Source organism: Edaphobacter sp., assembly GCF_028283685.1.
Taxonomy (GTDB): Bacteria; Acidobacteriota; Terriglobia; order Terriglobales; family Acidobacteriaceae; genus Edaphobacter.
Genome location: NZ_JAPWKF010000007.1, coordinates 303,456 through 325,268, shown reverse-complemented (window position 1 = coordinate 325,268; position 21,813 = coordinate 303,456). Strand labels below are relative to the sequence as shown.

At 62.9% G+C, this 21,813-nt stretch carries 16 protein-coding genes and 1 pseudogene; 7 read left to right on the top strand and 10 right to left on the bottom strand.

All coding sequences use genetic code 11. The features are described 5' to 3' along the window. Positions 1-86 precede the first annotated feature (86 nt). Positions 87-1,118, bottom strand: a complete 1,032-nt coding sequence (locus PW789_RS12145) for an agmatine/peptidylarginine deiminase (protein WP_299377860.1) — start codon at positions 1,116-1,118, stop codon at positions 87-89. A gap of 165 nt (positions 1,119-1,283) precedes the next feature. Continuing rightward, complete coding sequence (locus PW789_RS12140) at positions 1,284-2,597, bottom strand: NAD(P)/FAD-dependent oxidoreductase (protein WP_299376586.1); 1,314 nt, start codon at positions 2,595-2,597, stop codon at positions 1,284-1,286. A 163-nt stretch (positions 2,598-2,760) separates the two neighbouring features. Between PW789_RS12140 and PW789_RS12135 the strand changes: the two genes are divergently transcribed. Next, a complete protein-coding gene (locus tag PW789_RS12135) occupies positions 2,761-4,086 on the top strand; it encodes a sugar MFS transporter (RefSeq protein WP_299376583.1) in 1,326 nt (441 codons plus the stop codon). An 18-nt stretch (positions 4,087-4,104) separates the two neighbouring features. Here PW789_RS12135 and PW789_RS12130 read toward each other — a convergent pair whose 3' ends face one another. The 8 genes and pseudogenes from PW789_RS12130 to rimP all read right to left on the bottom strand — a co-directional run bounded on the left by PW789_RS12130 (position 4,105) and on the right by rimP (position 15,073). Then, positions 4,105-4,929 (bottom strand): fumarylacetoacetate hydrolase family protein, encoded by an 825-nt coding sequence (locus PW789_RS12130; RefSeq protein ID WP_299376580.1) that lies wholly within the window; start codon positions 4,927-4,929, stop codon positions 4,105-4,107. Further along, entirely contained in the window at positions 4,926-5,630 is a 705-nt protein-coding gene (locus PW789_RS12125) for a dihydroxy-acid dehydratase (protein WP_299376577.1), read from the bottom strand. The genes PW789_RS12130 and PW789_RS12125 overlap by 4 nt, the downstream gene beginning before the upstream one ends. Positions 5,631-5,637: 7 nt before the next feature. Then, positions 5,638-6,921, bottom strand: coding sequence for a dihydroxy-acid dehydratase (locus tag PW789_RS12120; protein ID WP_299376574.1), 1,284 nt, complete (start codon positions 6,919-6,921; stop codon positions 5,638-5,640). Then, the gene (locus PW789_RS12115) at positions 6,918-8,246 is read right to left on the bottom strand and encodes an MFS transporter (RefSeq protein ID WP_299376571.1); all 1,329 of its coding nucleotides are present in this window, start codon (positions 8,244-8,246) and stop codon (positions 6,918-6,920) included. The genes PW789_RS12120 and PW789_RS12115 overlap by 4 nt, the downstream gene beginning before the upstream one ends. Positions 8,247-8,333: 87 nt before the next feature. Then, entirely contained in the window at positions 8,334-9,224 is an 891-nt protein-coding gene (locus PW789_RS12110) for a M12 family metallopeptidase (RefSeq protein ID WP_299376568.1), read from the bottom strand. A 181-nt stretch (positions 9,225-9,405) separates the two neighbouring features. Beyond that, positions 9,406-12,646 (bottom strand): annotated as a pseudogene (gene infB / locus PW789_RS12105) (translation initiation factor IF-2). A gap of 126 nt (positions 12,647-12,772) precedes the next feature. Then, positions 12,773-14,353, bottom strand: a complete 1,581-nt coding sequence (gene nusA / locus PW789_RS12100; protein WP_299376565.1) for a transcription termination factor NusA — start codon at positions 14,351-14,353, stop codon at positions 12,773-12,775. Between the two features lie 105 nt (positions 14,354-14,458). Then, on the bottom strand, positions 14,459-15,073 hold the full coding sequence (gene rimP / locus PW789_RS12095; RefSeq protein ID WP_299376561.1) for a ribosome maturation factor RimP: 615 nt from the start codon (positions 15,071-15,073) through the stop codon (positions 14,459-14,461). Between the two features lie 672 nt (positions 15,074-15,745). On the opposite strand from rimP, the gene PW789_RS12090 reads away from it, so the two are divergent. From PW789_RS12090 to PW789_RS12065, 6 genes are all read left to right on the top strand, one after another. After that, positions 15,746-16,048 (top strand): hypothetical protein, encoded by a 303-nt coding sequence (locus tag PW789_RS12090; protein WP_299376558.1) that lies wholly within the window; start codon positions 15,746-15,748, stop codon positions 16,046-16,048. 176 nt (positions 16,049-16,224) lie between these two features. Continuing rightward, positions 16,225-17,748, top strand: a complete 1,524-nt coding sequence (gene guaB / locus PW789_RS12085) for an IMP dehydrogenase (RefSeq protein WP_299376555.1) — start codon at positions 16,225-16,227, stop codon at positions 17,746-17,748. Positions 17,749-18,127: 379 nt separating this feature from the next. Next, on the top strand, positions 18,128-18,442 hold the full coding sequence (locus PW789_RS12080; RefSeq protein WP_299376552.1) for a DUF503 domain-containing protein: 315 nt from the start codon (positions 18,128-18,130) through the stop codon (positions 18,440-18,442). Positions 18,443-18,523: 81 nt separating this feature from the next. Beyond that, a complete protein-coding gene (gene rbfA / locus PW789_RS12075; RefSeq protein WP_299376549.1) occupies positions 18,524-18,919 on the top strand; it encodes a 30S ribosome-binding factor RbfA in 396 nt (131 codons plus the stop codon). A gap of 2 nt (positions 18,920-18,921) precedes the next feature. Further along, complete coding sequence (locus tag PW789_RS12070) at positions 18,922-19,893, top strand: bifunctional oligoribonuclease/PAP phosphatase NrnA (RefSeq protein ID WP_299376546.1); 972 nt, start codon at positions 18,922-18,924, stop codon at positions 19,891-19,893. Between the two features lie 24 nt (positions 19,894-19,917). Further along, complete coding sequence (locus PW789_RS12065) at positions 19,918-21,732, top strand: glycosyltransferase family 39 protein (RefSeq protein ID WP_299376542.1); 1,815 nt, start codon at positions 19,918-19,920, stop codon at positions 21,730-21,732. Positions 21,733-21,813 lie beyond the last annotated feature (81 nt).

Below are 21,813 nucleotides of genomic sequence, written 5' to 3'. Positions count from 1 at the left end.
GTCTTCAAAAGGTCTCCCATAACGTCAAACACGTCGAAGTCGGCTCGTAGGCCAAAGCGTTTGGATGCCGTTGTTCCCGGTAGGGTTTACGCCGGCTCCTGTTGCGTCATGCAGTGTAGCGCGCCCAGGCCCCAGATGAAGTCCGTGCAGTGAATTCCCGTCACCCTGCGCTCCGGAAAGCACTCGGCGAGGATGTTCAGAGCCAGCCGGTCGTTGGGGTCGTTGAAGGTCGGCATCATCACCAGGTCATTCGCGATGTAGAAGTTCGCGTAGCTGGCCGGCAGACGCTGGCTGTCGAAGACCACCGGCGCAGGCATCGGCAGCTCAACCACCTTGAAGGGCTTGCCCGAGAGATTCCTGGCCGAGCGCAGCCGATCCAGATTCTCTGCCAGCGGAAGATGATTCTCGTCGTGCGTGCTTGGCTCCACGCAGGTCAGAATCGTGTTTTCCGCCACGAAGCGCGTGATGTCGTCGACGTGGCCATGCGTATCGTCCCCCGCAGCGCCGCGATGCAGCCACACCACCTGCTCAATGCCGAGATAGTCCTCGAAGGCCTTTTCCAGCTGCTCGCGCGAGACGCCCGGGTTCCTCTGCTGTATCTCCGACAACAGGCACTCCTCCGTCGTCAGCAGGATGCCCGCGCCGTTGGTGTCGATCGAGCCGCCCTCCAGCACCAGCCTGTGCTGCTTGCCGTTGATCTCGACCTTCGGCTCGAAGGACTCCATCGCGTAGAGCTTCGAGATGTGCTTCGGAATCTGGTCGTCGCGGCGGTAGTTGTCATACTTCGCCCACGCATTGAACTTCCAGTTGGTCAGCGCCAGCTCGCCCTTGGGGTTCTTCACGAAGATCGGGCCGGAGTCGCGCAGCCACACGCGGTCCGTCTGCCAGGGATGAAAGTGCAGCCGCGCCATGTTCGCCCCGGCACGCAGCAGAATCCTCCGCGCACGTTTCTCCGACGCATCGTCGTTCACGAGAATGTGAACGTCCTCGCAGCACGAAAGATGACGCACAATCTCCGCATACACCCACGGAATCGGTTGAAACTTGCCCGGCCAGTCCTCGGCGTTATGCGGCCACGCGATCCACGTTGCGGTATGGGGAGCCCATTCGGCGGGCATGCGAAAGTTACGGTCGCGTGGGGTGCTGATCTCGAGGGTCAATGTCGTGTGATGTCCTTGGGTGAAGCCTAATCCTTCCTGAAATCGTTTCGGTAAACGTTCAGAAAAACGATCGCCGCAGGCTGCTGTCGCCAGCGGGGCAAACAGGGCGTCGCTCCATTAAGGTTATCGTGCCGCGCCCGCTTCGACAACGTGCCCAAGCACCTGCTCCGCGGCCCTCTCGCCCGACCGGATCGCCGCATGCACCGTGCCCCAGTGGCCGCTCGTATCCGTATGCTCTCCAGCGAAGTAGAGCGTGTCGGCCTGCGGCAGCGTCATCTTCGATCCGGCCTCCATGGCGCCTGCCGGAACGTAACTGTACGCTCCCCGGGTAAGGGCATCGCGGTCCCAGTGGTGCACGTGGCAGCCGGTCATCAGCTCGCGTATGCGATCCGCATCCATCGAGAAGATCTCCGCCAGCCGCTCGCACGCCATGCTGCCCAGCTCCTCGGCCGAAAGCTTCGAAAGCCCTGCGGCCTCCGGGCCTCCGCTCCAGCCCGTCAGCGTATTGCTCTCCGCAGGATGCGCCGTCCACCACACCCGCGGTACGCTGCCAAAGCTCAGCAGAAAGCTCAGCCGCTCCATCCCTTCGGGCGGAAGATGCTGCCAGAACCGCTCGCGAAACGTCATCGTGAACCGGCACGCCTGCCCCATCCGCAGACGAAGCGCCTCATGCAAGGCATCGGGCGCGGGCACAAACACCACCGTCTGCTGCTGCAGCACGCCCAGGGGCAGCGCGATCACGGCACGCGACGCCTCAAAGTCCTGCGGCACTCCGTCGTGGCTCGCCCGCACGCGCACATGATCGCGGCTCCACTCCACGCGCTCCACCAGCGTCTGGGGAACAATCTCGCCGCCTGCCTCCGCGATCTTCTTCGCCAGAAACTCGGGCAGACGGCCATAGCCGTTTCGCAGACGAAAGCCGCGATCGCCCTCGATCTTGTCCTCGGCCGCCTGCTGCATCGCCAGCGCCTGCACGCCGATCACGCGATGGTCGGCGGCATTGAATCCCTCCACGTACCCGATCACCGACCGGGCATCGTCCTCGTCGAGCGAGCTCTGCGCAACATACTCGGAGAAGGGAATATCCGGCTTCTCCCATCCCTCCAAACCCTCAAGCACACCGAAGATCGCCTCCCGCTGCCCATGATCCGTGGTCAGCCGCCCATCCTCGAAGCTGACGTTCTCGCCCTCGATCTCGTAGATCTCTTCGCCAGCTTCTTCAATCAGTTGCAGAAGCTCCGGCGGCCGTCCGTGGACGAACTCCGCGCCCAGTTCGATGACTTCGTCGCCATCGCGGATGGTAAAGATGCGGCCGCCTATGCGATCACGCGCCTCCAGCACCGTCACCCGCCACCCTGCCTCTGCCAGCCGCCGAGCCGCCGTGAGACCGGCCATCCCCGCCCCAATCACCAGAACCGTCTTTTTCTGCGAAGTCATATATCGCATTCGATGCTACAGCCCCGCAGGCTGCTACAGCCCCATAGGCTGCTACAGCCCGCAGTATGATGGCGTTCGGATACAGGCCGGGACTTCTCCACGGTTTGCTTCATCCATATAGGATTGAAGAGACTTATTTTTCTGGAAGGCTGTCCTCGAACATATGGCAATACCCTCAGGTGTCACCGCAACCGCCTCGCCATCCGGAGCACAGAAGACGGACATCCGGGCGATGAGCATCGCCACGATGCTCTTCTTCATGTGGGGCTTCCTCACCTGCCTGAACGACATCCTGATCCCTCACCTCAAGGGCATCTTCGATCTCACCTACGCCCAGGCGATGCTGGTGCAGTTCTGCTTCTTCTCCTCCTACTTCCTCTTCGCCGTGCCTTCGGGCAAGCTGGTGGAGTGGCGCGGCTACAAGGGCACCATGGTGATTGGCCTGCTCGTCATGGCCACCGGAGCCTTCCTCTTCCTCCCGGCCTCGACCGCCGCCTCCTTCGGCCTCTTCCTCTCGGCGCTCGTCATCCTCGCCGCGGGAATCACCAGCCTGCAGGTCGCCGCGAACCCTTACGTCGCCAACCTCGGCCCACCGGAGACCGCCGCCTCGCGCCTGAATCTGGCGCAGGCATTGAACTCCTTCGGAACCTTCATCGCACCGTTCTTCGGCAGCGCATTGATCCTCGGAGGCACTCAGCTCACTCCCGCAAAGCTCAAGTCGCTCTCCGCGGCGGCCCTCGAGTCCTATCGCGTCGAGCAGGCCTCCTCCGTTCGTCTTCCGTACATGGGCATCGGCCTGATGCTCGTCCTGCTGGCCGTCGCGCTGGCTATGGTCAAGCTGCCCCAGATGGACTTCACCCGCGACATCCGTCCCGGGGAACTGGACCACGCCTCCTCCGCCGACAGCATCTGGAAGCATCCCGTGCTCCTCGCAGGCGCGCTCGGCATCTTCGTCTACGTCGGTGCCGAGGTCTCGATCGGAAGCTTCCTGGTCAACTACTTCGGTCTCCCTGAGATCGCAGGCTTCTCCGAGCGCACCGCCGCGCAGTACGTTTCGCTCTACTGGGGTGGCGCCATGGTCGGGCGCTTCATCGGCTCCTGGCTGCTGACCAAATTCCGCACCAGCACCGTGCTGGGAAGCGCCGCCGTCGTGGCCTTCTTCCTGGTCGTAGGATCGATCCTGACCAACGGCCACACAGCCATGTGGGCCATCCTCGCCGTGGGCCTCTTCAACTCCGTCATGTTCCCCAGCATCTTCACCGTCGGTCTTGCCGGCCTTGGACCGCTCACCAGCAAGGGCTCAAGCCTGATGGTCGCGGCCATCGTCGGTGGCGCTCTGATCCCGCTGGCTGAGGGACATCTCGCGGATGCAATCGGCGTCCATCATGCCTTCGTCATCCCCGCAGCCTGCTACATCTACATCGCGCTCTTCGGTTACTTCGGCGGTCGCCGTTCCGAGCGCGAGGTCGGCATCGCGACTCCCGCATAACAACCGTCGCCTGTTGGTTCAGGCGACGGTATTCTCCAGCGTGCCGATGCCGTCGATGCCGATACGCACCACATCGCCGATGGCCAGCGTGAAGTCATCCGACGGCACCACGCCCGTTCCCGTCATCAGAAAAGCGCCCTGGGGAAAGCTGTTCTCGCGGAACAGGTAGTCGGCCAGCATCTGCGGCTCGCGTTTCAGCTCGGCCAGTGCGGTCGAGCCACTGAAGGCCACACGCCCTCCCCGCAGAATCTCGATCCGGATCCTGGTGCTCTTCGCCAGCGGCTCCTCCGCCAGCAGAATCGCCGGTCCCAGTGCGCAGCTTCCGTCATAGACCTTCGCCTGCGGCAGGTACAGCGGGTTCTCCCCCTCGATATCGCGTGAACTCATATCGTTGCCGATGGTATATCCCGTAATCGTCCCCTTTGCGTTCAGCACCAGCGTCAGCTCCGGCTCCGGCACCGACCACGTCGCGTCCTTACGAATGCGGACCTGCCCTCCCGGCCCCACCACGCGCGGCCCGCTGGCCTTGAAGAACAGCTCCGGCCGCTCCGCCACGTAGACGCGGTCGTAAAAACTTCCGCCGCCCGCCTCCTTCGATTCCTCCATTCGCGCATTGCGGCTGCGATAGTAGGTGACCCCCGCGGCCCAGACCTCCTGCGTACCCACCGGAGCAAGAATCTCGCCTACCCTCGGCTCCTTCACCGGCGTTCCACTCAGAGCGGTACGGGCGCGCGTCACCAGCTCCGGACTCGCAATCAGCTCATCCCAGTCCGTTCCCTCCAGGGAAAAGTAGCCGCCATTCTCTTCGACAACAAACCCGGCCTTCGTACGGTAAAGCTTCATGCTCTCTGCTCCTCGGTTGGTGGTGTCGTCAATCGTTGCACAATCGCCTCCGTGTCGTACACGCAGCCGCCCCACACGCCTCCGCTGGCTCCCACCATGGCCGCCCACAGCCGTGTCGCCTGCGGCAGCTCGGGATGCGGTGCCAGGTCTTGCCGTGGCGCTCGCGCAGCCAGCCTGAGACGGCCTTCTTCAGCGGGGAACTGCTCCGCTCCCTCGCCGACAAAGTTCACCGTTCCGTGTAGTCCCACGCGGTCGATCACAATCTCAATTACATCGCCCTCGCGTACCTTGCCGACCGGACCTCCCGCCAGCGCCTCCGGCGAGACATGCCCGATGCACGCGCCCGTAGAGACCCCGCTGAACCGCGCATCCGTCAGCACCGCCACATGCCTGCAGTGCGGCAGGCTCTTCAGCGCCGAGGTGATCTGATAGATCTCCTGCATCCCCGCGCCCGCCGGTCCACCGCAGATCAGCACAATCACATCGCCCTTGCCGACCTCGCCGCGTTTGATCGCATCGATCGCCGCCGCCTCCGTGATAAACACCTTCGCCGGTCCCACATGCCGATACACTCCATCGGCATCCACCAGAGACGCGTCGATCGCCGTGCTCTTGATCACCGAACCCTCCGGCGCAAGATTGCCCGAAGGAAAACACACCGTCGCCGTCAGCCCGCGCCGCCGCGCATCCTCCGGCGACATGATGACTTCAGCAGGCCTCTACGCCGTCCAGCTCGCGCAGCCGGGCCTTCAGCAATTGCCGCCGCTCACTCTGCTCCCACCACGCAAGATTCTCCGCCAGCGTCTCCCCGCTGACGGTCTTCACGCTCGTATCCAGCAGCCCGGCGTCGCGCAGATGCAGCATCACCTCCGGCACGCCTCCCGCAAGAAACACCTGCACCGTCGCAAACCCTCGCGGCCCATTCGGCAGCGCATCCACCAGCCGGGGAACCTGCCGGTTGATCCGCGTCCAGTCCTCGACCGTCGGCCTGCGTCTGCCCGCAGCGTGAGCGACCGCCGGAATGTGCAGCAGCAGGTTGGTCGATCCGCCAAAGGCCGCATGCACCACCATCGCATTTTCGAACGCTGCATCGGTCAGTACGTCGCTCGTGCCTATCCCCATCTGGGCCATGCGCAGCATCGCCCGCGCCGAACGCGTCGCCGCGTCCAGCCACACCGGTTGACCCGATGGCCCTAATGCCGTGTGCGGCAACGCCAGCCCCAGCGCCTCGGCCACCACCTGCGAGGTCGCCGCCGTCCCCAGGAACTGGCAGCCGCCTCCGGGACTTGCACACGCGCGGCAGCCCATCTCTGCGGCGTACTCCAGCGTGATCTGCTCCTGAGCGAATCGCGCGCCGATCGTCTGCACCTTGCCGGCGTCTTCTCCCGCATCCGGCAGCAGCGTCACCCCGCCGGGTACAAGGATGCTCGGCAGCGTGCCCGATCCTGCCAGCGCCATCATCATCGCGGGAAGCCCCTTGTCGCACGTCGCCACGCCGATCACGCCGCGCCTGTTTGGCAGCGAGCGCATCAGCCGTCCCAGCACCATCGCCGCATCGTTGCGGTAGGGAAGCGAATCGAGCATGCCCGCCGTGCCCTGCGTCCGTCCATCGCAAGGGTCGGTGCATGCACCTGCGAAGGGCATCGCATGCAGGTTGCGCAGCTCCCGCGCCGCCTCAGAAACCAGCAGCCCGACCTCCCAGTGCCCGGTATGAAATCCCAGCGCAATCGGCGTCCCATCCTCCGCGCGCACGCCTCCATGGGTGCTCAGGATCAGGAACTCGGGATCGCGCAGCCGCGCCGGCTCCCATCCCATCCCCGCATTCTGGCTCAGCCCGAACAGGTCGCCCGAAGGCCGTGTCAGCAGCATCTCCGGCGTGATCGGCAACATGCCCTCCGGCCCCGGCGCATGGGTCTTCACCGACTCCGTCACCCCGGCTCCGCTCTCCAGCACACTGCTCACCGGAATCGTTCCCTGCCGTTCCTGACTCATGCCTTCAATGGCTCCCCAGCGATCTTCTTCGGTAACAGAAACAGCAGCAGCGCCGAGGCGATCAACGCCGTCGCCATCAGCAGAAAGCCCGCCCGCGAGTCTCCCGTCAGCGACTGCAGCAGTCCCACCAAATAGCTGCCCGCAAACGCTCCCAACGCACCGCTGCTGTTGATGATCGCCAGCGCCACGCCCGCCTCTTCGCGCGGGACCCGCTCCGGCACGATGGCAAAGAACGGCCCATACGGCGCATACATGCACCCTCCCGCCAACACCAGGCAGACAAAGGACGCCACGAAGCTGCGCTGCGCAAAGACAAACGATCCCATCATCGCCACGCCCGCCAGCAGGAGCAACGGCCACACCATCTGTTCCCGCTTCTGCGTCCTGTCCGAGATCGACGACACCACGATCATCAGCACGATCGCGAACATGTAAGGGATTCCCGCCAGCAGGCCCGTCTGCCCCATCGAAAGCTCCGACCCCTTGTGCACAATCGTCGGCAGCCACAGCACAAAGCCATATACGCCGATGCTCCAGCAGAAGTACTGCACCGAGAGCAGCAGCACGTCCCTCCGCAGAAGGGGATTGCGCGACGTATTGCCTCTGCCCACCGCGATCTGCTCGCGTTCGAGCGTAGCCTCCAGCTCGCGCTTCGCCTCGTCGCTCAGCCACGCGGCAGCCGCAGGCCGGTCACGCACCTGCGAGAGCCACACCGGCGCCCATAGCAGGGCAGGGAGCCCTTCGAGCACAAACGTCATCTGCCAGCCGAAGCCCTGGATCAGGTAGCCCGTGATCGCCGACATCCACAACACTGTCACCGGATTGCCCAGGATGAAGATCGAGTTCGCCCTCGACCTCTCCGCCCGCGTAAACCAGCGCGTCAGCAAGAGCAGGATCGCCGGAAAGATCACGCTCTCTGCGACGCCCAGCAGAAATCGGACCAGCGCCAGCAGCCAGAAGTGCCGGATCACACCGGTCAGTGCAGCCAGGGACCCCCACGTCACCAGTGCGCCGAAGACCAGCCAGCGCACGCTGTGCCGCTCCGCGATCTTCGCGCCAGGAATCTGAAAGGTGAAGTAGCCCAGGAAGAACAGCGCGCCCAGCAGCGACGTCTCCGGCCCCGTAATATGCAGCGTGTCCGCCAGCCCCGCCGCGGCGCCAAAGCCGAAGTTGGCGCGGTCAAGATAAGCCAGGCTGTAGGTGACGAAGATCGTAGGCAGCAGCAGCAGCCAGCGCTTGCGAAGATTCACAGCGGCAGGCGTCTCAGCCGTGGCGGAGACAGTCTCCTCCGCCGGGACGTTCGGATTGAATGAGCCGGAGTTCATGCGCGAAACAGATGTCGCAGGCCCCTACCGCACCACGAAGCACGGTTCGCGCGACAACCAACTCTAAACCCACCCTCACGCTTGGCGCTATCTCTTCGCCGACTTCTTTGCAGCCTTCTTCACCGCCACGCTCTTCTTCTTTACTACAGCCTTCTTCGCCACAGCCTTCTTCACCACAGTCTTGACCGCCTTTTTCGGCGTCTTCGCCTTCGGATAGATGTCGCCCGCAAACGCATAGTCCGTTGCGTCGATATCCAACCCGCCCACGATCGGCTGCCCATTCTTGGTCAGCGATCCAGGAATCTGGTAGCACATGATCGACTTCGCATCCACACGCGTCCCCCGCAGCGTCGACTCCTCGATCGGCGTCAGCACCTGCTGCCGCACCTCTTCCTCGCTCCAGCCCTGCGTCTGCATGAAGTACGCAATCGCCTTCTCCGGATCGATCTTCGCCACCAGCGCCCGCCGCATATGCTCATGCGGAAACCCCAGCGTATGCCCCGTCTCATGCCGCACCACGCGATGAAACTCCGACTCCGGCGTATTCATCGTGAACGCCTCAAGATTCATCGTCTGCTGCTTCTTCGGGATGTGCAGGATGTCGGTCCCCACATACGACCAGTAGCCGCCATCGGCTCCGCCCGTCCGCGCAATCCGCACCTGCGGATCGGTCTTCGACGGCACGAAGCTGACGTTCGCCGTCTTCGCCCAGGCATTCATGTGCAGCAGAAGATGCTTTTGCAGATCGGTCGGCGCATTGTCCATAAAGCCCACCGTCAGCTTGACGCCCTTGATGCCCCAGTACTTCGTCGTCACCACCGCGATGCGCTCCGGCGTAGGCACAAAGCCCGGCATCAGGTTCGAGAGCCGCTCAATCGGCGCATGGTTCAACGGGTTGATCGCAGAGGCCGTCTTCGCTGCCTTCACCAGCAGCTCCTGCGCAAGGTGTTTCGGAATACAAACCAGCGTAATGCTCATGGCCGTCTTCTCCTTGGCTGTCGTACGAGACCCAGGACCCAGCCGCCATCGCAATCTTTCGCTGACTCGATAGAAGTGTCACAAATCATGCGCGTTCGCTTCGGAGAAGTCAATGGAGCGCAGACGCAGAAAAGCCCCGGCTTCGCGAGGAGCCGGGGCTTTTCAGTGCTGTGGTTATCGGTTATGCGTTCGCAGTCTCGTTCTGAGAGGCCTTGCGCTCGGCAGCGGTCTGTCCCAGCTCCGCGGCCAGACGCTCCGTGGTGTAGGCCTGGATGAAGTCGCCCGCCTGGATGTCCTTGAAGTTGCCGAGATCGATACCGCACTCGACACCCTGACGGACTTCCGGCACATCGTCCTTGAAGCGCTTGAGCGAAGAGATCTTGCCCTTCCACACTTCCTCTCCGTTGCGCTCCACCTTCACCTGCGCATCGCGCCGGATCAGGCCATCGCGAACGATACAACCTGCAATCTGGCCGACCTTCGTGATCTTGAAGACGTTGAGCACCTCTGCGCGGCCAAGGTAGTTCTCCTTGAACACCGGCTCCAGCAGGCCGTAGCATCGCCTTCGTGATCTCGTCCTGCAGCTCGTAGATGATCGAGTGGATGCGGATCTCGACGTTCTCGCGCTCGGCAATCTCCGTCGCCTTGCGATCAGGCCGCACGTTGAAGCCGATGACGACCGCGTTCGAAGCCGAAGCCAGCAGAACGTCCGACTCGGTGATTGCGCCCACACCGGCACGCAGCACGCGAACACGAACCTTCTCCGTCGACATCTTCTCCAGCGAATCGGCCAGAACCTCGACCGAACCCTGCACGTCGCCCTTCAGGATCAGGTTCAGATCCTTCATGCCGGCCTGCTTGATCTGCTCCGCAAGGCCCTCGAGCGACACACGCGAGCTCTTCGCCAGCTGTGCCTCGCGCTCCTTCATCGTGCGGTAGCGTGCGATCTCCTTCACGCGATCGCGGTCTGCCATCACCAGGAACGTATCGCCCGCATCCGGAATCGACTCCAGGCCAAGGATCTCGACCGGGGTCGAAGGTCCAGCCTCGGAGATAGCGCGTCCACGATCGTCGAACATGGCGCGAACCTTACCGAAGGTGTTGCCGACGATGTAGCTGTCGCCCGTACGCAACGTACCGTTCTGCACCAGGATCGACGCCACCGCACCGCGACCGCGGTCCAGCTTGGCTTCGATGACGGTACCGACGGCCGGACGCTCCGGCTGTGCCTTCTGCTCGTTCACGTCTGCGACCAGGCAGATCATCTCTTCCAGCTTGTCCAGATTCAGGCGCTTCTTCGCCGAAACCTCGACGTACTCCACATCGCCGCCCCATCCCTGCAACTGCAGGCCACGTTCAGCCAGCTGCTGCTTGATGCGGTCGGGCTGCGCCTCCGGCTTGTCGATCTTGTTGATCGCCACGATGATCGGCACATTGGCCGCCTTCGCGTGATCGATCGCTTCCAGCGTCTGCGGCATCACGCCGTCGTCCGCTGCCACCACAATCACGACGATGTCCGTCACCTTGGCGCCGCGTGCACGCATGCGGGTGAAGGCCTCGTGACCCGGGGTATCGAGGAAGACGATCTCACGGCCGAACGCCGGGGAATCCGGCTTCGCAACGTGGACCTTGTATGCGCCGATGTGCTGTGTAATGCCGCCGGCTTCGCCAGCAGCCACGTCCGTCAGACGGATCGCGTCCAGCAGCGAGGTCTTACCGTGATCGACGTGACCCATGACCGTGACGACAGGGGAGCGCACGGTCTCGGTCATGCCGGTCGTATCTTCCAGCAGGCCCTCGATCGCCTCGTTCTCCATCTGCTCTTCCACGGAGATGACGGTGACATCCGCTCCGAACTGACGCGCGACATCCTTCACCAGCTCGCCTTCGAGCGACTGGTTTACCGTCACGAACACGCCGCGCATCAGCAGCGTGGCGATCAGGTCCTTGCCGCGGATATCCAGCTTCTCGGCAAGATCCTTCACGCTGATACCTTCCGTCACCGTAATCGTGCGGGTGATCGGCAGCGGCTCGTAGGGAATGTGTGCTCCACCAAAACGCGGCGGCGGAGCAAAACCCTTCATCGGGCCTTCTTTACTCTTTTCGTAACGCTGGTTGCCGCCACGACGCTGGGGCGGGCGTCCGGCAGGACGTGCCGGTGCCTCACCAGGCGCACCCGGAGGCAGAAGTCCTCCCGGACCACCAGGGCGCGGGCCGCCAAATCCAGGGCGAGCGCCGAAGCCGGGGCGTCCGCCGGGACCGCCAGGGCCACCGAAGCCCGGACGACCACCCGGACCGCCGAAGCCAGGCCGTCCGCCAGGACCGCCAAAGCCCGGACGACCGCCGGGGCCACCAGGACCTCCCGGACCGCCGGGGAAGCTGCGCGTCGGATGCATCGGACGTCGAGCGCCCGGAGGCATCGAGGGACGTCCGCCGGGACCACCCGGTCCACCAGGACCGCCGGGGCGAGGACGCTCAAAGATTGGACGATTGCGTGGCGGCGCACCCGGTGCGACTACCGGGGCCGTATAGATCGGGCGCGGGCCCGTCTGCGGCATAATCACGCGGCGCGCAGGAACAGCCGGGGTAGCGGCGGCTCCGGGAGCTGCAGGCGCAGCCGGTGCCTCGCTGGCTGCCGCTGCCGGAACTGCTGCTGCAGCAGGTGTCGGAGCAGGAGCGGGTGTCGCTGCTGGAGCTGCCGGGGCCACAGGAGCTGCGGCTACGGGTGCAGCAGGAGTCTGTGCGACCGCCGGAGCCACTGCCGCCGGGGCAGGAGCTGCAGGCGCGGCCACCGGAGCGACTGGCTTGGGAGCTGAAGCAACCGGGGGAGTCGCCACAACCGGGGTAGCCTGGGCTGCAGGAGCCGCCGTGACCGGCGGACGTGCAACCACGGCGCCGGCCGGAGGACGGCTGGCAATCGCCGGAGAGGGCGGGGGAGCCACGATATTCGGGCCCGCGGAACGGGGCTGCGGAACAATCCTGCGCGGTCCCGTCGCTGCCTGGGCCGGCGGCTGTACCGCGGGAGCCGAAGGCGGAGGTGTTGCCACCACGGGTGCACTGGGGGGAGCGGCTGGCCGAGCGACGACCGCCGGGGGCGGCACGACCGCTGGACGCGGCAGTACCGGAGGAGCGGACTTCGCCGCCGTCTCCGCCTGCTTGCGCTCCAGGATGGCCTTCAGCGCATCGCCGGGCTTGGAGACCTTCGACAGGTCGAACCGCGGCTTTGCCTCGCCAGAGGACCTGCCGCCGCCGGAAGAACGGCCGCCGGTAATGTGCGTGCGGACCTTCTCCGCCTCGTCGAACTCAATGGAGCTCGAGTGGGTCTTCTTTTCCGTGACGCCAACTGCCGTCAGCGCGTCCAGGATGGACTTGCTCTTGACTTCCAGTTCGCGTGCCAGATCGTTGATTCGAACTTTACTCATCCGTTCCTTTTGCTTCCCCTTGGCGATCAGCTGTTCATATCAGCCTCTTGAGCGTGGGAATTGTCGGTACTTCTATTATCACTGACTTTGCTGCATCCGCGATGCAGCGCCTCTGCTGCACCGCGGCTAGCCACGGTCGTTTCCGTCGTCGATGCCTTCGTCCGAGACCTCCTGGGCCTCATCCACCAGCGTGTCGACCATATCGTTGTCCTGTTCGATCTGCTCTTCGCGTGCATCCGCATCGCTGTAAGCATCCGAGTCCGAAGCCTGTTCTTCCGCGTCCGCAATATCCTCAGCCGAGAACGCGTTCTCTTCCTTCGCAGCGCCCGTACCGGCTTCGCCCGCAAGAATCTCCTCTGGAGTCTGTTCCATCGAGTGCTCCTCTTCCACAGCGGAGACATCCACCGCAGTTGCCGGACGCTCCTCACCCTCTTCGTACTGACCGAAGTAGTGGCGCACCGCGACCGAGATCTTCTCTACCGTCTTCTCTCCGATGCCCGGAACCTCTTCCAGCTGCTCCGGCGTCATATCGGCCAGCGACTCCACGGTCGTAATGCCCGCAGCGATCAGCTTTTCGAGAATCGTGTCGCCAAGCTCCGTCACCTGCTCGATCGGCGTCGAAGGTCCGCCGCCCATGGCGGTCATCTGCTGCTCGACCTCCTGGCGCTTCTCCTCTTCGCTCTTGATATCGATCTTCCACTGCAGCAGCTTCGCCGCAAGACGAACGTTCTGGCCCTTCTTGCCGATCGCCAGCGACAGCTGCGTATCGTCGACGATCACCTCAAGCTGCTTCTCGCCCAGATCGGTGATCGAGACACGGCTCACCTTCGCAGGCTGCAGTGCCTTCTCGGCGAACGTCGTAATCTCGTCCGAGTATTCGATGATGTCAATCTTCTCGCCGCGAAGCTCGCGGATGATCGACTGCACGCGCATACCCTTCATGCCCACGCATGCACCCACCGGGTCGACGTCCTTGTCGCGCGACTGCACGGCAATCTTGGTCCGCTCGCCCGCCTCACGCGCGATCGCCTTGATCGACACCGTATTGTCGTAGATCTCCGGAACCTCGCTCTGGAACAGGTTCTGCACCAGCAGCGGGGAGGCGCGTGAGACGATCACCTGCGGTCCCTTGGCTGCGCGATCCACACGGATCAGAACCACGCGAACGCGCTCGCCCACGGCAAACTGTTCGAGGCGGCTCTGTTCGCGCTTCGGCATCCTGGCCTCGGCCTTGCCGATGTCGAAGATCACATCCATCGGCTCCAGGCGCTTCACCGTCGCCGTCAGCACCTCGTTGGCGCGGTGCGCGTACTCGTTGAACACCGTATCGCGCTCGGCCTCGCGAACCTTCTGGAAGATCACCTGCTTGGCCATCTGCGCCGCAATACGGCCCAGCGGACTGGTGTCCTTGTAGAAACGGAGCTCGCCGCCTACCTCAACCTCGGGAGCCAGCTCGCGAGCCTGCTCCAGCGTCAGCTGGTTAACCTCGTCCTCCAGCAGCTCCGGGGTATCCACCACCGTCTTGTACACATAAGCCCGAATCTCGCCGGTGTCGCGGTCCATCTCGGCCCGCATGTTTTCCTGGGTCTTGTAGTACTTACGGGTCGCCAGCGCAATCGCATCTTCCACAGCGCCCACCACGACATTCGGGTCGATCCCCTTGTCGCGGCTCAAAATCTCGATCGACTGATACAAAGCACTTGCCATCGTTGTTCGTCCTTCTCTATCTGCGCTTTGTCCGGCGGACGGCTCAGGTGCCTCGCCCGTCGGAGTTGAATCATTCCGGTAGCTCTGTTGGATGCATGAGAGCGGTTAGAACTCCGCCACCAGTTGAGCCTTTTCAATATTCGCCAGCGGAATCTCCACCACCGGCGCCGTTACGGCCTTCTTTGCCTTGCCCTTTTGCTTTACCGCCGACAGGTCCAGTGTCACCACGCCATCGGCAACCGCCGTCAGCCGGCCCTGCCAATGCCGGTTGTCATTCACCGGAGTGAACGTCTGAAGCTTCACCAGACTTCCCGTGAACCGGGTGTAGTCTTCCGGGCGATACAGCTTCCGCTCAATGCCCGGTGACGAGACCTCCAGCGTATATTCGGCTCCCGGCATCAGGTCTTCCACGTCCAGAACCGTACCGAAGTCCTGCGCAAACGCCGAGCAGTCCTCATGCGTCACGCCGGAGAGCGTCTCCACCGCCACGCCCTTGGGCACGGTCAGCTCCGGATCGGCTTCACCGCCTGCAGCAGCAGCCTCAGCCGCCGCTTTGATCTTCTCCGTCAGCTTCGCCCGCTCCTCCGCATTCTTCTCAATAAAGATGCGCAGCGTGCGAAACTTCCCGCCTCCCTGGACCTCCAGGTCCACGACGTCCAGATGATACGAAGCCGCCACCCGCTCCGCCGTCGCCCGTATTGTGTCCAGATTCAGCGCCATAACTCTCGTCCCTGTTGCCTGTGTTGCGCCCTTCGGCGACCCGCGCCGGAGACCAATTTCAGAGCAAATAAAAAGTGGGCTTTAGCCCACTCATCTCTTCCGTCTTTTTGCCGGTAAGTTCACGGCCACTTGCAGACAACGGAAAAAACGCTGCAAACCAAATGATACATCGATATCCCTGGCGATTCAAACCAGCCTCCGCCAGAGCCCCTGCCTGCTCAGTCAAATGCCCCTGCGATCGCCGCCGCAGCCAATACCCGCTTGCATTTGCGGCCACTCGCATTCTCTGCCTACGATCAGAAATCCGCAGATGCAGATTACAGTGGCACCCCGCATGCCGGGTGCCGGGTGCCCCATTCATGCAGTTCCATCGCATGAGTGGGACAATCGCGCGAAAAGCGCGATCCGCTTCTAGTCTTTACTTTCCCCACGGTTATCCCAGCCGAACAGTTATCCCCGACCCACCGTCATCCCGACCGAAGTGGAGGGACCTGCTTCTCTACCGCAGAGGTCTCTCTCAGGCACAAGCACCCCCCCACAAAAGCGCCCACAACCGGACACAAAATCCACTCCCGGACACCACACCCCATGACAATCCGCCCAAAAGCCGGGATTTCTCTGGCACTCCACCTGCATCTGTCTCACAATGGAAGACCGTTTCGGAGGCCGCACATGGACATCCCCCGCCAGCGCCCCATCCTTACCTGGAAAGACACCGCGTGGTGGCAGGCCACGCGCCAGGCGGCCATCGCGGGAGTCATCATGACCGCCATCGCCGCCCCGGCCTCCGCCTGGCTGGCCTCGCAGCTGATGCACCTCTCCCACCAGCCCCTGAGCTTGCCTCCTCTGCTCTCCGAGCTGGCCAAGGGCAGCCTCGCCATGCTGCCCTACCTCTGGGCCTACTTCTTCGCGCTCGAGCGCATCGCCCGCAACCGCAACAAGGACTATCCGCCCCGGCTCTCCTCCCTTTCCTGAAGATTCCCGGGAAGTTCTCGCTCGTAGCGCCGCAAAGCCCACTGCGCCAGCGGTAATTCACCTCGCTGCAATCAGCGATTCTTGCTGCATCCTCCGCCTACCCCGTACAATCAAACATTAAATTCCAACGGCCAGAGGCGCCTCCTGCGAGGCCCGCCAGCGGACCCAGAAGGCACATGATCAATCTCCCGGTTCCCGAAGCGCTCACCTTCGACGACGTCCTCCTCGTACCTGCCTACAGCGAAGTCATCCCGACCCAGGTCTCCACGCAGACCCAGCTGACGCGGAACATCACCCTCAACACGCCCCTGCTCTCGGCTGCCATGGACACCGTCACCGAGTCACGCCTCGCCATCGCCATGGCGCAGCAGGGCGGCATGGGCGTCGTCCACCGCAACCTCACCATCGAGCAGCAGGCCGGTGAGATCGACAAGGTCAAGCGCTCCGAGTCCGGCATGATCGTCGACCCCGTCACCATCGCCCCCGAGATGCCCATCGCCGCTGCCCTCGAGGTCATGCGTCGCTACAAGATCTCCGGCGTTCCCGTCACCAAGAACAAGAAGCTCGTCGGCATCCTCACCAACCGCGACCTCCGCTTCGTCTCCCGCACCGACATCCCCATCTCCGATGTGATGACCAAGGAAAACCTCATCACCGTCGCCGTCGGCACCACCCTCGAGCAGGCGGAGCAGATCCTCCACAAGCACCGCGTCGAAAAGCTCCTCGTCGTCAACGACGAGTACGAGCTCAAGGGCCTCATCACCGTCAAGGACATCCAGAAGAAGCTCAAGTACCCCAACGCCTGCAAGGACTCCCAGGGCCGCCTCCGCGTCGCCGGAGCCATCGGCGCCACAGGTGACTTCCTCGAGCGCGCCGCAGAGCTCGTCCGCGCCCGCGTCGACGCTCTGGCCATCGACTCCGCCCACGGCCACTCCTCGCGAGTGCTCGAAGCCGTCCGCGAGTGCAAGGCCCGCTTCCCCGAGATCGACCTCCTCGCCGGAAACATCGCCACCTACGAAGGCGCCCTCGCCCTCATGAAGGCTGGCGCCGACGCCGTCAAGGTCGGCATCGGTCCCGGCTCCATCTGCACCACCCGCATGGTCACCGGAGCAGGCATGCCCCAGATCACCGCCATCTCCGAGGCCTTCCGCGCCGGGCAGGAGACAGGAATCCCCATCATCGCCGACGGCGGCATCAAGTACTCCGGCGACGTCACCAAGGCCATCGCCGCAGGCGCCTCCGTCGTCATGATGGGTTCGCTCTTCGCCGGCGTCGACGAGTCGCCCGGCGAGACCATCCTCTACCAGGGCCGGTCCTTCAAGTCCTACCGCGGTATGGGCTCACTCTCCGCCATGGCTCAGGGTTCGGGCGAACGATACTTCCAGGGCAAGGACGATATCTCCGAGGCAAACCAGGAACGCACCTCGCTCACCGCTCGCGAAAACGCCTCCTCCAACCGCCTCGCCAAGTTCGTCCCCGAGGGCATCGAAGGCCGCGTCCCGCATCGCGGGCCGTTGCAGGACGTCGTCTACCAGATGGTCGGCGGCCTCCGCTCCGGCATGGGCTACCTCGGTTGCTCCTCCATCCCTGAGCTGCAGCAGAACGCCCGCTTCATCCGCATCTCGGGCGCAGGCCTGCGCGAGAGCCACGTCCACGACGTCATCATCACCCGCGAAGCCCCCAACTATCACGTCGAGTAGTCCGGTTGGACACGTCGAGTCATGGCGTCGGACAAGCAGGGAAGCAACGACTAAGGGACTCTTCAAACAGGGGCGCTGCGATAATCGCAGCGCCCTTTTATCTTTCCCGGCAACAGTGCTTGTGCCAAAAAACCTGTCAACCCTCCATGTGAGCTAAGCGTATTGTTTGCAATGAATTAGCCGTGGCATGTTCATTCCGCCTATTCGCTATACTTAAAACAGGGGACGAAACCAGTCACGAAATCGAATCGCCAACTCGCGTATCCCAAATAGAATCAAGAATTTAGCCGTAACTGTCCGCGAATGAATATTTTGCAAAAACCTGCCTCGGTAAGTCGAATGATTTGAAGACTTTGCGTAAAAAGTATGGGGGGGACCCATGCCCATCGCCAGCCTGACCCTCGAGATCGAAATCCCGCACGCGCAATCGCTCAAGGACCGCCGCCAGGTCGTCCGCTCCATCAAGGATCGCCTGCGTCACGCCTTCAATCTCTCCATCGCGGAGCTGGACCGCGCCGAAGTCTGGAATCGAGCGACGATAGGCATCGTAGCGATCTCCAATTCCACCAGTTATTTATCCGGACAACTTCGAGAGATAGATCAAGCTGCTCACCGCATCGCCAATGGCCTGGGAGCGCAGATCCTCGATTCCTGGGCCGAGATGCTGGGCGAGGAGCGGGAAGAGATCGTCTAACGACTACATCCTCCACCGGCTGGAAATTAGGACGTTCTGCCGGATTTTGATATCCTCAAGCGTTTACTAGGCCTAAATAACATGCCCGAACAAAGAGCGAGAGCGTACCACCGCAGCCGAGTTGCAAACACCTTTACGGAGGAGATTGGAGCCATGCTGGAAGGCGAGCTCTCTGACCCTCGCATCGCGCCCAGCTATGTCACCGATGTCGTCCTGGCACCCGGCGGTAAGTCCGCAAGAATCTACGTGGCGGTCTACGGCTCCGAAGCCGAAGAAGAGTCTACGCTGGCTGGTCTGATGACCGCGCGTGCCTACATACGATCGCAGCTCCGCGACCGTATGGGGGTCCGCCATGTGCCCGAGCTGACCTTCGCGATCGATCGTTCCGAGCGCATGACGGGACGTATGGATGAGCTCTTCGAGCGCATGCGTAAGCGTGGGAAAAAAATAGGGATCCCCACGGAGGCCACCCCCTGACCATGAGCGCCGAGACCTCCATTCGGGCGCTTCTCGAGGCCTTTCGCTCCCATCCGCGTTTTATCGTCACCTCGCACGCACGCCCTGATGGCGATGCGATCGGCTCTGTTCTTGCCATCTCCGAGATCCTCGGAAAGCTCGGCGTCGAAGTCCGCATGATTCTGTGCGACGAGATTCCTGCGATCTACCGCAGCCTGCCCAACGTCGATGCCATCCTCCAGGCCCCGGATGTTCGTGAGATAGAGCCCGACCTCAGCGTTCCCGTCATCGTTATGGAGTGCGACGGCATCCCGCGCACCGGTCTTCAGGGCCTCGACGGCCGTATGTTGATCAATATTGATCACCACGCCAGCGGCCGGGAGTTCGCCAGCGTCAACTGGATCGACGAGAACGCCTGCGCCGTCGCCGAGATGGTTTATCGCCTTGCCCGCGGTGCTCAGGTCGAGATCACTCCCTCCATGGCGACCTGTCTCTACACCGCGATTCTCTCCGATACCGGCTCCTTCACGTACCCCAGCACAAGCGCGGACACCTTCGCCATCGCGCACGATCTTGCCGCTCACGGCGCCGACCCGAGCCTGATCGCGCGGGATATCTACTTCTCCAACCCCGAGAGCAAAATTCGCCTCCTCGGGACAGCCCTGTCGAACATGCATACCGATGGTCCTCTGGCCTGGAGTTGGGTGACGACGGAGGATATGGTCCGTGCCGGAGCTGGAGCTGAGGACTGTGAGGGCGTCGTCAATTACCTCATCTCGATCGCGGGCGTTGAATCCGCTGTCTTTTTGAGGCAGCTTCCCGAGGTCGATACGTACCGCCTGAGCATTCGCAGCAAGGGCAAGATCGATGTGGCTCAGGTGGCTGAGCATTTCGGCGGTGGCGGGCACCGAGCCGCCAGCGGTTGCACGCTTGATGGTCCTCTATCCGTTGCGACGGAGAAGGTCCTTCATGAATTGAAAATGGGACTCTGTTAATCTGGTCTGGTTCAAGAACGAGAAATGACTGAATTTGCAAAATCCGCCGAGGTCGGCGAGACGCAGCAGCATGCACCGGAAGCAACCTGGCGACAGCTTTGGCGCAACCCTGACGCTATCGCCGCCCGCGAGGTCATGCTGCTGATCCTGGTCAGCGGATTTCTTTTGCTTTTCGGCTTGGTGCCATCGTTCGGAGGAGACCAGCTCGGCCTCGTTGGAGCGGACGAGCCACGCTATGCCCAGGTCGCCCGCGAGATGCTGCAGGCGCACAACGAGGCCTGCCATGTTGCCAAGGCGAAGATCATCCCGCGCAGCCTGCGCTGGAACGATCTCGAGGCCTCCTATCACTGCCTCGCCGGCGGCACGGTGACCCCGATCCTGTACGGTCAGCCCTGGCTGGAGAAGCCAGCGCTTTATTACTGGCGTGCCATGGGCTTCTTCAAGGAGTTTGGCATCTCCGACTGGTCGGCGCGCCTGCCTTCGTCTTCGGTCGCCTTCGCGCTGATCGTCCTGATCTACCTCCATATGCGGCGATTCCGACCAGGAGGGCACCTGGACGCGGCGCTGATTACGGCTTCCTGCGTTGGCATCGTCAGCTTCGCGCGCGGCGCCTCGACCGATATGCAGCTGGCAGCGCCGTTCTCGATCGGCATGCTGGGCTGGTATGCCTGGTACGAAACAGGCAAGAAGTTCTGGCTCTTCGACCTCTATTTCTTCGGAGCTGCGGCCACGCTGGCGAAGGGGCCGGTCGCTCCGTTCCTGGCGTTGGTCATCATTACTCTCTTTGCCGGTCTGCGTCGCGAGTGGTCGTTGCTGCGGCGCACTATCTGGCTACCCGGCGTGCTGCTCTACCTTGCCATGGTCCTGCCGTGGTTTATCGCGGTGCAGCACTACAACCCGAGCTTCTTCCGGGTCTTCATTACGGAACACAATCTGGAACGGTTTACCACCAACCGATACCAGCACCATCAGCCATTCTGGTACTACGGAGCCGTGCTGCTTCTGGCGTTGATGCCCTGGACGATCATTGGCATTCGCGCCCTGATCGACTCCATCGAGGTGTCGATTGCCGAGTGGAAGGTGCGGCATAATCCGACGCGCTATCTCGGCCACACCCGTGCCGGAGATGCCTTCCCGGAGTTTCTCGTCCTCTGGGCGTTGTTTCCCATACTCTTCTTCTCCTGCTCCGGCTCCAAACTGCCTGGTTACATCCTTCCTTCCATTCCTCCTCTAACGATCCTTTCGGCGGATTACCTGAACCGTACACGGCGCACCGGCCTGCCACGCTGGCTGCTCTGGTCGCATGCCGCTCTCTGCGCCGTGCTGGTCTTTGTGCTGACGCTTTCGCCCCAGCATATGAAATACGAGACGTTGGTGCCCTCGACCGGCTGGCTGCTGACGGCGACGGCGTCGGCGCTCGCACTGGCCGCCATGGTGTGGCTGATCGTCCGGAAGTGGGGCATTCCACAGCTGACCAGGGCGACCCTGATTCCTGTGCTGGTGATGCTGATCTTCCTGCTGGGTTTCCATGGCCGCGATCTCGACCTCAATTATTCGGCGCGCCCGCTGGCGCGGCAGATCGCGCAGGCCGCTCCGGATGTGAAGCTGGTCGCGGTCGAGTCCGTACGCCGCGATATCGACTACGGCCTTGCCTTCTACCGCGATGAGCCCATGCTGCACTACGCCACGGACGGTGTTCCGGAGGGCGTGCATCTGCTGGTCATCCGCGCCAGCGATACGGCGGATCTGGATCGCTATCTGGCTGGCCGGGTTTACAAGTCGCTCTTTCTGTACGACCCGCAGGGACTCCAGGTCTACCGGGTCGAGGCCCGGCACTAAAGCGGGGAAGTGGCTGATCAGAAAGAGTCCAACTCGAGATTCGCATGCGCCCGTATCGGAATTTTCGATAAGCTCTAGCCA